10 protein-coding genes and 1 pseudogene are annotated in these 16,086 nt (G+C 71.3%); 5 read left to right on the top strand and 6 right to left on the bottom strand.

Going from position 1 to position 16,086, the window contains the following annotated elements; all coding sequences use genetic code 11:
* From IG84_RS0125215 to IG84_RS0125190, 6 genes and pseudogenes are all read right to left on the bottom strand, one after another.
* Nucleotides 1-1,305, bottom strand: coding sequence for a sulfate adenylyltransferase subunit 1 (locus IG84_RS0125215; RefSeq protein ID WP_051862362.1), 1,305 nt, complete (start codon nt 1,303-1,305; stop codon nt 1-3).
* A gap of 2 nt (nt 1,306-1,307) precedes the next feature.
* Nucleotides 1,308-2,112 (bottom strand): annotated as a pseudogene (cysD, locus tag IG84_RS38190) (sulfate adenylyltransferase subunit CysD).
* The gene (gene cysC / locus IG84_RS0125205) at nt 2,109-2,654 is read right to left on the bottom strand and encodes an adenylyl-sulfate kinase (protein ID WP_031061643.1); all 546 of its coding nucleotides are present in this window, start codon (nt 2,652-2,654) and stop codon (nt 2,109-2,111) included. The pseudogene cysD and the gene cysC overlap by 4 nt, the downstream one beginning before the upstream one ends.
* A 23-nt stretch (nt 2,655-2,677) precedes the next feature.
* Nucleotides 2,678-3,379, bottom strand: a complete 702-nt coding sequence (locus IG84_RS0125200; RefSeq protein ID WP_037800840.1) for a sulfotransferase family protein — start codon at nt 3,377-3,379, stop codon at nt 2,678-2,680.
* 27 nt (nt 3,380-3,406) lie between these two features.
* Nucleotides 3,407-4,177, bottom strand: coding sequence for a 3'(2'),5'-bisphosphate nucleotidase CysQ (locus IG84_RS0125195; RefSeq protein WP_245659596.1), 771 nt, complete (start codon nt 4,175-4,177; stop codon nt 3,407-3,409).
* A gap of 250 nt (nt 4,178-4,427) precedes the next feature.
* On the bottom strand, nt 4,428-7,478 hold the full coding sequence (locus tag IG84_RS0125190) for an AfsR/SARP family transcriptional regulator (RefSeq protein ID WP_078649354.1): 3,051 nt from the start codon (nt 7,476-7,478) through the stop codon (nt 4,428-4,430).
* Nucleotides 7,479-7,871: 393 nt separating this feature from the next.
* Here IG84_RS0125190 and IG84_RS0125185 point away from each other — a divergent pair, with 393 nt between their 5' ends.
* The 5 genes from IG84_RS0125185 to IG84_RS0125165 all read left to right on the top strand — a co-directional run bounded on the left by IG84_RS0125185 (nt 7,872) and on the right by IG84_RS0125165 (nt 16,064).
* Complete coding sequence (locus IG84_RS0125185; protein WP_245659595.1) at nt 7,872-8,999, top strand: sensor histidine kinase; 1,128 nt, start codon at nt 7,872-7,874, stop codon at nt 8,997-8,999.
* Nucleotides 8,996-9,655 (top strand): response regulator transcription factor, encoded by a 660-nt coding sequence (locus IG84_RS0125180; RefSeq protein ID WP_031061632.1) that lies wholly within the window; start codon nt 8,996-8,998, stop codon nt 9,653-9,655. The genes IG84_RS0125185 and IG84_RS0125180 overlap by 4 nt, the downstream gene beginning before the upstream one ends.
* A gap of 148 nt (nt 9,656-9,803) precedes the next feature.
* Complete coding sequence (locus IG84_RS0125175) at nt 9,804-10,799, top strand: alpha/beta hydrolase (protein ID WP_245659590.1); 996 nt, start codon at nt 9,804-9,806, stop codon at nt 10,797-10,799.
* On the top strand, nt 10,792-12,156 hold the full coding sequence (locus IG84_RS0125170) for an acyltransferase family protein (protein WP_211266514.1): 1,365 nt from the start codon (nt 10,792-10,794) through the stop codon (nt 12,154-12,156). The genes IG84_RS0125175 and IG84_RS0125170 overlap by 8 nt, the downstream gene beginning before the upstream one ends.
* Before the next feature lie 392 nt (nt 12,157-12,548).
* Nucleotides 12,549-16,064, top strand: a complete 3,516-nt coding sequence (locus tag IG84_RS0125165; protein WP_245659588.1) for a phosphodiester glycosidase family protein — start codon at nt 12,549-12,551, stop codon at nt 16,062-16,064.
* The last annotated feature ends 22 nt before the right edge of the window (nt 16,065-16,086 follow it).

The following is a 16,086-nucleotide window of genomic DNA, read 5'->3' as shown; positions in this document are numbered from 1 at the left end:
TCAGTGGGCCATGCCGGCGGTGAGCGTGGCGCCGTCGGCCGGGGAGATCAGCAGGAAGGCACCGGTACGACGGGAGCGCGCGTACGAGTCGAGCGCCAGCGGCTCGGCGGTACGCACCCGGACCGTGCCGATGTCGTTGGCGGCCAGCTCGCCGGGCGCCGGGCACGAAGAGAGGTCGTCGAGGGCCAGCCGGGACGGGATGTCCTTGACGACCGCCGTGACCGTACGCGTGGTGTGCTTGAGCAGCACCCGGTCACCGGGCCGCAGCGGGCGGTCGTGGAGGTGGCAGACGGTCGCCTCGACGTCCTGGGTGAGGGCCGGGGCGCGCCCGGCCGGGGCGATGAGGTCGCCGCGGGAGACATCGAGGTCGTCGGCGAGGCGGACCGTGACGGACTGCGGTGCCCGGGCGGTCCGCGCGGGCCTGCCGAGGACGTCGATGGCCTCGATGACGCTGGTACGGCCGGAGGGCAGCACGGCGACCTCGTCACCGACGCGCAGTACACCGGCGGTGAGCTGCCCCGCGTATCCGCGGTAGTCGGGGTGCTCGGCGGTCCGCGGGCGGATGACGTACTGGACCGGGAAGCGGGCCGGTGCGTCGGCGGGGTCGGCGAGGACCGGCGCGGTCTCCAGGTGCTCCAGCACGGTGGGGCCGCCGTACCAGTCCATGCGGGCCGACGGGGTCACCACGTTGTCACCGGCCAGCGCCGAGACCGGGATGGCGGTGCACCACTGCTCCGGGATGGCGCCCCCGGGCCCCGGAGCCAGGACGCCCAGCCGGGCCGCGTAGGCCGTGAACTCCTCGGCGATCGCGGCGAAGACGGACTCCCGGTAGCCGACCAGGTCCATCTTGTTGACGGCCAGGACGATGCGGGGGACACGGAGCAGGGCGGCGATGGCGGCGTGCCGGCGGGTCTGCTCGACGACGCCGTGGCGGGCGTCGACCAGCACCACTGCCAGGTCGGCGGTGGAGGAGCCGGTGACCATGTTGCGGGTGTACTGCACATGGCCCGGAGTGTCGGCGAGGATGAAGCGGCGGCGTGGCACCGCGAAGTAGCGGTAGGCGACATCGATGGTGATGCCCTGCTCGCGCTCGGCCCGCAGCCCGTCGGTGAGCAGCGCCAGGTCGGGGGTGTCCTGGCCGCGGCCGAGAGAGGCCCGTTCGACGGCTTCCAACTGGTCGGCCAGTACCGACTTGGAGTCGTGCAGCAGCCGGCCCACCAGGGTGGACTTGCCGTCGTCGACGGAGCCGGCGGTGGCGAAGCGCAGCAGCGAGGGCGCGCCCGTTTCGAGATCGGCGGTCGGCATGGCTAGAAGTACCCCTCGCGTTTGCGGTCTTCCATGGCTGTCTCGGACAGCTTGTCGTCGGCGCGGGTGGCACCGCGTTCGGTGCGCCGGCTGGCCGTGATCTCGCTGATGACGGCCGCGACGGTGGCCGCGTCGGAGTCGACGGCGCCGGTGCAGGACATGTCGCCGACGGTGCGGTAGCGCACCAGCCGCTTCTCGACCCGCTCGTCCTCCTTGGGCCCGCCCCACTCGCCCGGCGCCAGCCACATGCCGTTGCGGGCGAAGACCTCGCGCTCGTGCGCGTAGTAGATCGCGGGCAGCTCGATCTTCTCGCGGGCGATGTACTGCCAGACGTCCAGCTCGGTCCAGTTGGAGAGCGGGAAGACCCGGACGTGCTCACCGAGGGAGTGCCGGCCGTTGTACAGGTTCCACAGCTCGGGCCGCTGCCGACGCGGGTCCCAGCCGCCGAACTCGTCCCGCAGGCTGAAGATCCGCTCCTTGGCGCGGGCCTTCTCCTCGTCCCGGCGGCCGCCGCCGAACACCGCGTCGAAGCGGTGCTGCTCGATGGCGGCGTTCAGCGGGACGGTCTGCAGTGGGTTGCGGGTGCCGTCCGGGCGCTCGCGCAGCTCACCGCGGTCGATGAAGTCCTGTACGCGCGGGCGCGAACGCCTTCAGCGCCAGGTGCAGCATGACGATGGAGTCCTTGCCGCCGGAGAAGAGGATCACCGGCCGCTCGAACTCGCCCGCCACCTCGCGGAAGATGTGCACCGCCTCGGACTCCAGCGCGTCCAGATGGCTGAGCGTGAAGGCCCGTGCCGCGGTGGTCATACGAGCCCCCTCGCCGTCAGTGCCGCGTGCACGGCACGCGCCGACTCCGCCGGTGACTGCAGATGCGTATCGAGGATCAAGTCCGGTTCCTTCGGCGGCTCATAGGGGTCGTCGACCCCGGTCAGCCCGGACAGCCGGCCGGCTGCCTGCTGCGCGTAGAGGCCCTTCACATCGCGCTCGATGCACACCTCCACCGGAGTGGCCACATGCACTTCCAGGTACGGAGTGCCCGTGGCCTTGTGCCGCGCGCGGACCGCCGCGCGACTGTCGGCGTACGGGGCGATGACGGGTACCAGCACGAGGACGCCGTTACGGGCGAGCAGCTCGGCCACCAGGCCGGTCCGCTGGACATTGGTGTCGCGGTCCGCGCGGGAGAAGCCCAGGCCCGCCGAGAGAAAGGTACGGATCTCGTCCCCGTCGAGGACCTCCACCCGGTGGCCGGCGGCGCGCAGCCGCGCCCCCAGTCTTCCGGCGATGGTGGTCTTCCCCGCGCTCGGCAGTCCGGTCAGCCAGACCGTCGCGCCGCGGTGTTGGCACGTCATATCGCTTCCTCCGGGTGCGGCGCTCAGCCCGCGGTGCCGGGCACGGTGAGCCCGAGCCGCTCCGCGAAGGCACCCTCGAAGGTGCGGCGGAACGTGCCGGAGTCGTTGACGTGGGGGAATTCCTCCTCGGGCACCGGCACGTCCAGGAACTCGCACAGCGGTCCCCAGCCCTCGGTGACCCGGTAGACCAGCAGGCGGTCGGCCGGGACGACGCGCTGGACCTCTTCGTTGTGCCGGACGAAGGTCTCGATGGCCCGCTGCTCGTCGGCCTGGTCCAGCCGGCCTCCCCGGCCGTCGTCCATGATCCGCGGCAGCAGCTCGCCGCCCATGAAGGAGGTGAACTCCACGGCCTCGGGGCTGAGGCCGTTCGGCGGCAGCGCGGGGCCCTCGCTGTCCTCCCCGGAGGCGAAGATGGTCTTCTTGACGCTCGCGTACCAGCGCTCCGGGTCCCGTACCGTCAGCACGACCTTCGCCTCGGGAAAGGTCTCGACGAGCTCCCGCCAGAACGCACAGCCGGGCCAGTCGACGGAGGACCGGTAACCGTCGAAGACACGGTCCCATTCGACCTTGTCGGCGCTCAGCGCATGGCGCCACCGAGGCAGATGATCGGCATGCCGAATGACTTCGAGCATGTGATAACAGGGCCCGAATCCGAGCCGCTCCAGGGCCAATTGAAGGGAATTCGTTCCGGTGCGGCCGAACCCCACGCCGATGACGTTGAGCATCTCACTTCCTTTTCCTGTGTGCGGCTTTCACATGTGCGACGCGAGCGCGTCCAGGGCGCCCCAGAGTTCCGGCGCCGCCGACGGTCGGCAGATCACCAGATCGGGCAGCGAGGGGTCGGGCTGGTTGTACCGCGGCGCCGACCCGTCCAGCCGCCGGACCCGCAGACCGTGTGCCAGCGCCACGGCGACGGGAGCGGCCGAGTCCCACTCGTACTGGCCGCCCGCGTGCACATAGGCGGACCCGGCCCCGCGCAGTACCGCCATGGCCTTGGCGCCCGCCGACCCCATGGGGTGCAGCCGGGCATTCAGCCGTTCGGCGAGATCGCCGACCAGCGCGGGCGGCCGGCTCCGGCTCACGAGCAGCGTCAACTGCTCGGGATCAGGGGCGGCTTGGACTGCCTGCCAGGTGGAGAAAGTCCTGCCGACCGCGGGCAGGGCCACCGCGCCGGCGGCCAGCGCCCCGTCGATCCACAGCGCGACGTGCACCGCCCAGTCGGTACGCCCCTCCTCGCCGAACTCGCGGCTGCCGTCCAGCGGGTCGATGATCCACACACGTCGCGCGGACAGCCGGGACGGGTCGTCGGCGGACTCCTCCGAGAGGACCGCGTCGCCCGGCCGCTTCGCCGCGAGCGCGGCGAGCAGGAACTCATTGGAGCGGCGGTCGCCCTCCGCGCTCAGCCGCGTCGTCCGGCCGGGTTCCGCCCGCAGCGCGAGCAGCAGCGCACCCGCGGCTTCGGCGAGCCGGTGCGCCAGCTCATGGTCGGCGCGGTCCCGCGTCGGAATGTACGAAGTGGACAATCGGATCTCCCGGGCGCAAGTGACGTCTCCGTCATGGATCGGTCGTTTCGACCACGATCTCGCTGACCAGGAAAGTAGCCATCCGACCTATTGTTTCGTTATCGAATGGCTTCGGGAAATCCGAACTCGACCGCGGCGAAAGGCAAACGATAATTCCCGCGGTTCTTCGCGGTTCGGCAGGCGCCCGTCAAGGAATTCCGCCGGCGAGCGGGACGCGCGCTCGCCGGCGGAGGACCGGCCACGGCCGGTCTCATCCCTCGTGCACACCCGCCGGCGCCCGCTGTTCGGGGACCGAGATGCGGTGCTCGAACCCGCCCCCGGTGAAGGGATCGGCATCCAGCGCGTCCAGGCGGAGCAGGGCCCGTTCCTGCCAGGGCGGCGACCCCACGCTGGTGAAGATCTGCTGGGCGGTGAGCAGATGCGTCCGCGCCGCCGAGTACCGGCCCTGCCGGCGGCAGGACTCCCCGAGGGCCAGGTTGATCTGGCCCTCCACCAGCGGACTGTCGATCCGCCGGCTGATCTCCAGCGCCTCGTTGAGTACGGCGTCGGCCTGCTCCGGGGAGCCATCGGCGGCCAGCTTTGTCTCACCGAGGCCGAGCAGTGCGTAGGCGAGCCCGACCAGGTCGGACTTCTCCTTGACGATCCGTACGACCTCCAGGAACGTCGCCTCCGCCAACTCGAGCTGCCCCTGCGCGAGATACGCGCGGGCCAGCCGGTGGGATCCCTGCGCGAGGCCCCGTTCGCCACCCGCGCCGATCGACTGGGAGATACGGACGGACTCCAGGGCGAGCTGTACCGCGGAGGCCGGCCGGCCGCGGTCCAGCGCGATCTGCGCCATGTTGTTCAGCGCATGGGCCTCCGAGGAGCGGTCACCCACGGTGCGGAACGTCGCCCGTGCCTCCTCCAGCCGCTGCATCGCGAGATCCAGATCGCCCCGGATCCGATCGGTGATCGCGATGTTCCGCCGGGTCAGCGCCTGGCCGTGGGCGTCCTCGGCCGCTTCGTAGAGGCGCAGCGCCTCGTGGAAGCTGGCGGCCGCCCGGTCGATCCTGCGCAGTCGCAGTTCGACCGCGCCCAGGTCGTGCAGCATGGCGGCCTGACCGCGCACGTTCCCGGCCGTGCGGGCGGCGGCCAGGGCGTGTTCGCAGCAGACCCGCCAGTTCTCCACGTAGTTGCGGGTCTCGAAGAGCGTCACCATGGACGCGGTCAGGTCCCAGGCGACCTCGTCCATGCCCAGGCGCGCCGCCTGCTCGATCACCGCGACCAGGCCGAGCCGCTCGGCCTCGAACCAGTCCAGCGGCACGGTGAGCAGGTCGTCCAGGAACGCGGGATCGATCTCCCGGCGCGGCACCTCGCTGTGGATGACGGTGAAGTCCCCGCCGTAGTCCCGCCGGTGCGCCTCCTCGGCAATGGTCAGGAAGGTGCGGAAAACGCGGTCGACGGCCTCCCGGCGTTCGCCGGGCGGCGTTTCTTCATGGGCGCGCTCCCGTGCGTAGAGACGCAGCAGGTTCTGGAACCGGTAGCGGAGGTGCCCGGTCGTGTCGATGCCCAGCGCTTCGAGGAGCTGGGCATCGACGAGGTGCTCGATGAGCCGTTCCGCGTCGAGGAGGTCGGTGTCCAGCAGGGCCGCGCCGGTCCAGGCGGTGAAGTCGGGCACGTCCAGGAGCCCGAGGAGGCGGTACAGACGGGCCGCGTCCTCGGGTAGATGCCGGTAGCTGAGCCCGAAGCTGACCCGGACCTGCGTCTCGCCCTGGCTGAGCTCGTCCAGCCGCCGCCGCTCGTCGCCCAACCGGTCGGCCAGGTGGCGTACGGTCCAGTGCGGTTTGGAGGCGAGCCGGGCCGCGGCGATCCGGAGCGCCAGCGGCAGCCGGTCGCAGAGCTCGACCAGGCGCGCGGACTCGGCCGGGGCCGCGGCGATCCTGGCCGTGCCGACGATCTTCCCGAGCAGCTCCGTCGCGTCGGGGTCGGGGAGCGGGCCCAGGTGCACCCGGGCCTCCGGCGGCCAGGCCACCAGTCCCTCGAGCTGTTCGCGGCTGTTGACCAGGACGCAGCTCCCGCCCGAGCTCGGCAGCAGCGGCTGTATCTGCGCGTAGGTCCGCGCATTGTCCAGGACCAGCAGGACGCGCCGGTCGGCGAGGAGGCTGCGGTAAAGGGAACAGCGTTCTTCCAGATCGGGGGGAATCTGCTGGCTCGGCACACCGAGCGAGCGCAGAAAACGGTTGAGGACATCGCTGACGGGCAGCGTGTCGTCGCTCTCGTATCCCTGCAGATCCGCGAAGAGCCGGCCGTCCGGGAATTGTTCGCGGACGCGGTGGGCCCAGTGCAGGGCGAGCCCCGTCTTGCCGGCGCCGGCCGCCCCGGTGATCAGGCTTACGCCGACGCCTCGCCGGGTGTCGTCATTCGCCACGAGGGAGTCCAGTGCGGCCAGTTCCTTCACCCGCCCGACGAAACCCGGGATGTCGGGCGGCAGGCTGGAGTGGACGGTCGGCATCAGGGTCTGGTGCTTGGTCGCGGTGGCAAAGGAATTATGCGTGGCCGGGGCCAGTGCCGGGTCGTCCCGCAGGATGGCGTCGTGCAATTCCTGGAGGTCGGGCCCCGGCTCCAGGCCGAGTTCCTCGACGAGCTGGCGGCGCGCGTCGCGGAAGGTCGCCATGGCCTCGGCCCGGCGGCCCGAACGGTATTCGGCGAGCATGAGGTGGTAGCGCGTGCGCTCGCGCAGGGGGTGCTCGCGTACCACCGCTGCCAGCTCCGGGATCGCCGCCTGGTGGTTGCCCAGCTCTAACTGCACGGCCGTACCGTCGTCAAAGGCATTGAGCCGGAGTTCCTCCAGCCGGCGTGCCTCCTCCTCGACCAGTTGGCCGGTCACGCCGTCCAGGGCGGGCCCCCGCCACAGGTCCAGCGCCGCTTTGTAGGACTGTGCGGCCTCGTCCAACCGCTGATTCTTGACGGCCTGCTCCGCGGCGGAGACGAGCCGGGTGAATTCCACCGAATCCACGTCGTGGCCCTCGGTGTTGAGAAGATAGCCGGGGTGTGCCGTGATAACGATGTCTTCGTCGACGCCCTCGGCTTTGAATTTCTTGCGCAGCGCGGCTATGCAGATTGCCACCTGTGTGCGTGCGGTGGTCGGCGGTCTGCCGTTCCAGACCACCTCGACCAGAGTGTCCATCGGGACAATGCGGCCGGGGTTGAGAATCAAAAGCGAAAGAATCGTACGCTGGCGCGCGCCGCCGACGGTCGTACTTCTTCCTCTCACGGTGATGGACAGGGGGCCGAGGATCTTGAAACTCAGCCGTTCTCCCATTATTCCTCCCCATTACTGAGTCCCCCGAGGGGTGGTAGTCGATCAACAGTAGCCAGGGGCGGAGGGCCAAGTGTAGGGAGCGGCCGAAAACTTGACAGCCACATGACTGATCGCTGAGCGTGAGGCAGGCGTGACGCAGCGCAGTGGGTCTTCCCAGGTGATCGTGGTAGCGTCACGCGAGTGGGGGAGCGAACGAGGATGCGGAAGTGGGTATCGCCGCGACCGGGCGAAGAATTCCGCCCGATGACTCATGCCCTGGATATGTTCCGGGCGATCTCCCGGGAACTCTGCGACTTTTCGAGAGGCCCCCGGAAGGATCCGCGCCGCCCCAGAAAACGACTCCGGGGTCGGCTTTTCGTCGGCGTTGCCGCACTCGTCGCCGCGACGCTCGCGGTGTCCAGTGGCACTCTCATGGCGGACCGGCTGCGGCTGCCCCTCGCGTTGTACGCCGTCCTCGCCTGCGCGCAGACCCTCCCGTTGCCGCTTTCCCTCGTCCGCCCCGTGATCGCCTGGTGGCTCTCCCTGGCGGCCACGGTCGCCTACGCGCTGACCAGTGCCGCGCTCGCCGGGCCGGACACGGCGGGGCTGCCCTCGCCCTGGACGGGGGCCGCGCTGCTCGTGCACCTCGCCGTCACCTTCGTCGCCGCCTGGCAGTTGGCGCTTCGGGTGGCGGCGGCGCAGTGGGTGATCAGCGTGGTCACCGGCCTCGCCCTCCAGCGCTGGGCCACGCCTCCCGACGCCGGCCACAACCTCCCGCTGTACGCCGCGGCCTCGGCAATCGGCCTGACGCTGCTGGCCGCCGTCCGCTCGAACGTCCGGGCCCGACGGCAGCTCCGCCGGCAGGAAACCCTGACCGCGTACGAACGTGCCCGCCGCGCGGTCCTGGAAGAACGGGCCCGTATCGCCCGGGAGTTGCACGACGTCGTCGCCCACCACATGTCGGTCGTGGCCGTCCAGGCGGAGGCGGCGCCCTACCGGGTGCCGGATCCGCCCAAGGAGCTCAGCGAGAGCTTCGCCGGCATCCGGGAGAACGCGCTGGCCGCCCTGACCGAGATGCGCCATCTGCTGGGCACGCTCCGGTCGGACGAGCAGGACACGGACAGCCGCTATGTGCCGCAGCCCGGTCTGGACAACCTCGAGGAGCTCCTGGAGAACGTCCGCTCGGCGGGACTGCACGTCGACGCCGAAGTGCGCGGCGCTCCCCGTGAACTCCCCAAGCGAGTCGAGCTGTCCGCCTTCCGGATCACCCAGGAGGCGCTGAGCAACGCACTGCGGCATTCCCCGGGTTCTCGGGTCGACGTCACCCTGGCATACGGGCCGGCCGAGATCGAGGTGCGGGTGTCGAATGGACCGCCGGCCGGTCCGGTGACACCCCGACCGGGGTCCGGCCACGGCCAGTTGGGAATGCGGGAGCGGGTTTCCATGCTCGGGGGGTCCTTCCGGGCAGCACATCGAGAGGACGGGGGATACGAAGTGAGCGCGACGCTTCCCTTGCGTTCCGGTGAGAGCGAGGGCACATGACGATCCGGGTAGTGATCGCGGACGACCAGACAATGATCCGCGAGAGCTTCGCCATTCTTCTCAACGCGCAGCCCGACATCGATGTCGTCGGCGAGGCGGACAATGGTGAGGACGGCGTCCGGCTGGTCCAGGAAATCGAGCCGGACATCGTCCTCATGGACATCCGGATGCCGCGGCTCAATGGCCTGGAAGCCACCCAGCGGATCACGGCCGGCGGCAGCGCCGCCAAGATCCTCGTACTGACCACATTCGATCTGGACGAGTACGTCTACGAGGCGCTGCGGGCCGGCGCGAGCGGCTTCCTGCTCAAGACGTCCTCCGCGCACCAACTCGCCAACGCCATCCGCACGGTGCACGAGGGCGGCGGGCTGATCGAACCGACCATCACCAAACGGCTGATGGAGGAGTTCGCCCGGTCGCACGCCCCGCGCAGGCCGCGGCGGGCACGCGTGGGGGACCTGACCCAGCGGGAAACCGAGGTGCTGTGCCTCATCGCGCGCGGCCTGTCCAACGCCGAGCTCGCGAACGAGCTGGTCATCGCCGAGCAGACCGCGAAGACCCATGTGGGCCGCATCCTGGTCAAGCTCGGCCTGCGGGACCGTACGCAGGCCGCGATATTCGCCTACGAAGCGGGCCTCGTCGTCGCGGGGGAGTGAGCCCGGGGCATCCCTCTCGGGTAGTACGGACCGCCGCTGTCATACCTGAGAGCCAGGCGCCGAGTGAGCTCTGTGGGGTGATCCTTTCCGACGCCGTGAAATCTAGCCTTCCTCTCAGTTCCTGGAATGCGGAGGAAGGAAAGAAGCCGTGCGAGCTGCCCGTCTCAGACGCGGAATGCTGGTCTCCGCTGTCGCCGGCTGCCTGGTGTTCTCGGTCACCGCGGCAGCTCGGTCAACAGGCCGACAAACACCCGTCGCCCCCCGGTTACCCGCGCTGTCGGCGGGCACCCTGGAGGACCGGTACGCGGCCAACCGCCAGTACATGGCCGAGGCCGCGGACGCGGCGCGGGAGATGGGCGATGGCGCCCGGGCCGACCGGCTGGGCGAACTGGGCTCGGCGAAGCGGGACTTCCTCTCCTTCTCGCCCGTCGGCGACGGCCAGGCGGTGGAGGTACTGGGCGACCTGGCCCACGCGGACCGCATAGCCGTGGTGGTGCCCGGTTCGGACACCACCGTCGACACCTTCGACATGCTCGGTTCGCGGTACGGCTCGCTGGCCGGCGGCGCCCGCGGCCTGTACGCCGAGACCAAGAAGCTGGACCCGAAGTCCCGCGTGGCCGTGGTGGCCTGGTACGGCTACCGGGCGCCCCGGACGCAGAGCGTCGAAGTACTCACCGGCAGCCGCGCGGCGGAGGGCGGGCAGCGGCTGGACGGGCTGATCGGGGAGTTGCGGCGGGTGAACGCCTCGGCCCCGGTCACGCTGCTCTGTCATTCCTACGGTTCCGTCGTGTGCGGAAACGCCATGGGCACGATGGATTCCGAGGCGGCGTCGGCGCTGTCGGACATCGTGGTCTTCGGCAGCCCCGGCATGGGGGTGCGCTCACGGGCCGAACTGGGGACGGACGTACCGCTCTGGGCCGGCCGCGGTACCCGCGACTGGATCGCGGACGTGCCGCACGCCAGCGTGAACCTCTTCGGCGCATGGGTCGGCTTCGGCGGCGATCCGACCTCCAGCGACTTCGGCGCCAAGGTCCTTCCCACGGGCACCGCGCGGCACAGCGACTATCTGCGGCCCGGTGGCCTCGCCGTACGGAACATCGCACTGATCGCGCTGGGCCGCGGAGCGGAGGTCTCCCATGACTGACCTGCGTGTTCCCCCTATTGAGCAGCCCGTCCGAGCCGGTATGCCCGGCGCCCCCGCACTGCCGGGCCGGCCGCTCGCCGGCCGCCGTCCCCGCGCCGGCGCGCTGCACGCGGCCGTGCTGCGGATCGACGCGTTGACCCCCGTCGGCCGCGACCGCGCCGTCGACGTGCTGCGTGCGCTGGCCACCCTGGGCGTCGTCCTCGGCCACTGGATGGTGAGCGCCGTGGTGCTCCAGGCCGGCGGCCATCTGGTCGGCGACAGCCCCTTGGGGCACATGCCCGGCTTCACCCCGCTGTCCTGGGTGCTGCAGCCGCTGGCGGTCTTCTTCTTCGTCGGCGGCCGCGTCGGATCCCACAGCTACGGCTCGGCCAGGGCGAGCGGCACGCCGTACGGCACCTGGCTCGCCCAGCGCCTGCGCAGACTGCTCCGCCCGACGATCGCGCTCGCCCTCACCTGGGCACTGGTGCTGGCCGGTCTGGCCACCGCGGGCATGGCCCCCGAGACGGTCCACACCCTGATGTGGCTCTCCTTCTCGCCGTTGTGGTTCCTCGCGGTGTACGCGGCGCTGATCGCCCTGACCCCGCTCGTCCAGCGGTGGGGGATACGGGTCGCCGTGCTGGCGGGCCTGGTCGTGGCCGCGACGGACGCTGCCCATTTCGCCCTCGGCGACATCGGCTGGGTCGAGTCGGCCCGGGACGTCAACATTCTCGCGGGGTGGCTGGTGCCGTACTGCCTGGGCACGGCCTGGGTGTCGGGCGCTTTCACCCGCCGCCGGTCCGCCGTCGCGATGTGCGTCGGCGGCGCCGTGGCCACGGCGGCCCTGATCCTGTGGGGTGGTTATCCGGCGAGCATGGTGGGCGTCCCCGGAGCCGAGCTGTCCAACCTCAGTCCGCCCACCCTGGCGGCGGTGACGTTCGGTCTGGCCCAGTGCGGCGGAGCCCTGCTGCTGTGCCGGCCGTTGCGCCGGCTGGTCGGGCAGCCGGGGGCGGACAAGCCTCATTCCCTGCACCGGACATCGCCCCGGGCGACGCCCCGTCAATTCCTGTGGGCCGCGGTGGCGCTGCTGAATCTCTCGACGATTACGGTCTTCCTGTGGCACCAGACGGCGATGCTGGCCACCACCGTCGTTTCCCTCGGACTCGGGCAGCGGTACTTCGGACTGCACACCAGCCCCGACAGTCCTTCGTGGGTCCTTGCCCGACTGGCCTGGACACCGGTATTTGCAGCCGTGCTGTTCCTTTTGTGGTGGTCCTTCCGCGATTGGGACAGGGGTACCGGCGCGGGTACCGCCGCAGATACCCGGAGAAGGGTACTTGAGTGGGATATCCGCCGCCTTCTTCCGAAGTCGAAACGATAAGGGGGTGATGGCATACTCTCGTAATATTCCCGTTACACACTTCGCCATACCGTTCAGTCACTTCACGGGGAGAAGCATCGACCATGCGATCCAGATTTGACGGCACTGAGGCCCACCCGGTTCGTACGGAGAGCAGGGTGACCGCCGCGCCCTCCGGTAACGAAGACTGGGCCTGACCTGTCGGTGGCGTCGGAAATTCGGCACGGCGGCCGGTCGTATCGAATTCACCTGATTTTTCAACGGAATTCTCCGCAGGTATTCGATGCGCGCGCGGGAGCGGGCTGTTGCCGCCGGGGCTCTGGTGGGCCGTCATGTGCACGGGGATGCTGGGCGGTTGAGCGCGTGCAGAGCGCACGTGCCGCCCGCACCCTGGAGTTGCCGTGCTCCCCGTTGTGTCCGCCAGACCCGTGGCGGTGCTCGCAGCAGTCTCCGCGCTGCTGCTGGGCGCCGCCGTCCCGGCCGCCGCCGCTGCGCCGCCCGAACCGCTGCCCCGTACCTCCGCCGAGATGCTCCGGCCCGTCGCCCCGCCGGCCGCGACCGGAGCCCCCTCGCCCTCCTCCGTCGCCGACGGCGACGGGCTGGAGACCGCCCGCACCGCCCGGCCCATCGCCCCCGGCATCCGGCTCTCGTCGTACGACCGGCTGGAGTCCGATAAGTGGCTCCGCGTCGACTCGCTCTCCGTCGACCTGACCGCGGGCGCCACGGCCGACTACCTCTCGCCGGGAAAGGTCGCCGCGCGAGCGTCGGTCTCCAGGCTCGCCGCCGCGCACGACGCCGGGCCCGGACGCCGTACCGTCGCCGCGATCAACGGCGACTTCTTCGACATCAACCAGACCGGCGCCCCACTCGGCCCCGGCATCGCCGATAGCCGCCCGACGCATTCGCCCGTCGCGGGCACCCACCGCGCCGTCGGCATCGGCCCGGCGGACGCCGGCCGCGTCCTCCAGCTCTACTTCGACGGCACCTTGACGCTCCCGGACGGCACCCACCCGCTCGGCGCCCTCAACGCCGCCGACGTACCGGCCGACGGCATCGGCGCCTACACCGACCGGTGGGGCGAGACGGACCGCGCCCTCACCGTGGACGGCGCGCGGCGCACCGCCGAGGTGATCGTGGCGGACGGCAGGGGCACCGCCGTGCGCGCCGAGCCCGGCAAGGGCCCGGTCCCGGCCGGCAGCACCGTACTGATCGGCCGTGACCAGGGCGCGGACCGGCTCGCCGGGCTCGCGGTCGGCGACCCGGTCACCATGGAGTACCGGCCGCGCACGGACAGCGGACCGGTGCCGCGCACCGCCGTCGGCGGCCGCGAACTCCTCGTCGTCGACGGGCAGGCGGTCGGTCACGAGGGGGAGGGCAACAACACCGCAGCGCCGCGTACCGCCGTCGGCTTCTCCCAGGACGGCCGCACCATGCAGGTCATGACCGTCGACGGCCGGCAGGCCGACAGCGGCGGCGTCACTCTCACCGAACTCGGCCTCATGATGCGGCGGGCCGGCTCCTACAGCGCGCTGAACCTCGACGGTGGCGGTTCGTCCTCGCTGGTCGCCCGCGAGCCGGGCAGCGACGCGGTACAGGTGGAGAACAGCCCCTCCGACGGCAGCGAGCGCACGGTGCCCAACGGCCTGGCCTTCACCGCGCCCGACGGCAGCGGCGAGCTGACCGGATTCTGGGTGGAGACCGCCATGGACGCCGGCGGCGCGCCGGGCGTGGACCCCGTACGGGGCGGACACCCCGAGCGGGTGTTCCCCGGGCTGACGCGCCGTCTGTCAGCTGCCGGGTACGACGAGACGTACGGCCCGGCCGAGGGCACACCGAGATGGCGGTCGTCCGGCTCCCACGTCGGAACGGTGAGTGCGGACGGGGTCTTCACGGCCCGGCGCAGTGGCAGTACCGAGGCCACCGCCCAGCGCGGCGGCGCGCGCGGCAGCATCCGGCTGACCGTCCTGGACGACCTCGACAGGATCGTGCCGACCACCCGGACGGTCGGCCTCGCCGACGAGCGCGCCACCGGGCACTTCGGCCTGGTCGGACTGGACGCGCACGGCAGCAGCGCACCCGTCGAGCCCGCCGACGTCACGCTCGACTACGACCGGTCCCTCTTCGACATCACGCCGGACCCCGACACCGGGACCTTCACCGTGAAGGCACGAGCCGCGCGGGCCGCCGGTCAGGTCAAGGCCACCGCCGCGGGCCGCAGCACGGTGCTCGCGGTCACCGTCGGCCTGACCGAGAAGCCGCTGGCGTCCTTCGACGACGCCGGTGACTGGACGTTCAGCCAAGCCCGTGCCGGCGGATCGCTGGCGGGCACCCCGGACGGACACACCGGCACCGGCCTGGAGATGACGTACGACTTCACCAAGTCGACCGCGACCCGCGCCGCGTACGCCACTCCGCCGCAGCGGATCCCTGTCGACGGGCAGGCACAGTCCTTCGGACTGTGGATCAAGGGTGACGGGCACGGTGCCTGGCCGACCCTCCACCTCAAGGACGCGGCGGGCTCCGACGTCCTGCTGCGCGGCCCGTACGTCACCTGGACCGGCTGGCGACATGTCGACTTCGCGGTCCCGGCGGGCGTCGCCCACCCGCTGCAAGTGCACCGCTTCTACCTCGCGGAGACCGGCGCCGACCGCCAGTACACCGGCAGGATCGCCCTCGACGACCTGACAGCGCAGGTCCCGCCGTCCGTGGAGCTGCCCCCGGAGGCGGCCCGGCCGGACCCGCTGATCGACCCGGCCGCCGAGACCGAGGGCCGGGACTGGCGGTTCGCGGTGCTGTCCGACGCGCAATTCGTGGCACGCGCCCCGGACAGCCCGATCGTCGCCCAGGCACGGCGCACCCTGCGGGAGATCAAGGCCGCCCGCCCCGACTTCCTGGTCATCAACGGCGACCTGGTCGACGAGGGCTCGCCCGAGGACCTGCGGTTCGCCCGCACCATCCTGGAGGAGGAGCTGGGCGACGCGCTGCCCTGGTACTACGTACCGGGCAACCACGAGGTGATGGGCGGCCGGATCGACAACTTCACCGCCGAATTCGGCGCGGCGCAGCGTACCTTCGACCACCGCGGGACCCGCTTCGTCACCCTGGACACCTCCAGCCTGCGGCTGCGCGGCGGGGGCTTCGCGCAGATCAAGGAGTTGCGCGAACAACTCGACCGGGCGGCGCGCGATCCCCGTATCGGCTCGGTCATGGTCATCGAACACGTACCGCCCCGCGACCCCACCCCGCAGCAGGGCAGTCAGCTCGGCGACCGCAAGGAGGCGGCGCTGCTGGAGAACTGGCTCGCCGGCTTCCGGCGCACGACCGGCAAGGGCGCGGCGTTCATCGGCTCCCACGTCGGGGTCTTCGACGCCTCGCACGTGGACGGGATGCCGTACCTGATCAACGGCAACTCGGGGAAGGCGCCCGCGGCGCCGGCCGGCGAGGGCGGGTTCACGGGCTGGTCGATGGTCGGCGTGGACCGGGTGCCGGCCGAGGACCGGGAACGGAGCCGGGCCCGGCCGTGGGAGGGCGGCCCGGACTGGGTGTCCGTCCAGACCCGCGCCCACGTGGACGGCCTCACGCTCACCGCACCGGCCGAACTGCCCGCGGGGAGTTCCGACGCGGTGCGGGCGACCGTGCTGCAGGGCGAGGGGCCGGGCGCGCGCCGTGTACCGGTCGGCTTCCCGCTCAGCGCGGACTGGACGGGCTCGCCGAACCTGTACGTCGGTGATCCGTCCGATGCCAGGCGGCGCCATGTGGCGGCCTACGATCCGGCGACGGGCCGGCTCACCGCCCTGCGCGCGGGCACGGCCACGCTGGCGGTCACGGTGAACGGGACCACGGCCAGAGCCGCGTTCACGGTACCGGCCGCGGCACTGTCCGCCGCCGGGCACACCGTCGTCCGGCAGCCCGTCGCCAGGGCCGGCTGAGCGGCACTTTCCCGCCCGCCCC

This window comes from Streptomyces ochraceiscleroticus, from assembly GCF_000720485.1.
In the GTDB taxonomy this organism is placed as follows: domain Bacteria; phylum Actinomycetota; class Actinomycetes; order Streptomycetales; family Streptomycetaceae; genus Streptomyces; species Streptomyces ochraceiscleroticus.
Note: the sequence above shows the minus strand (reverse complement) of the source record. Positions and strands in the feature narration are given on the sequence as shown.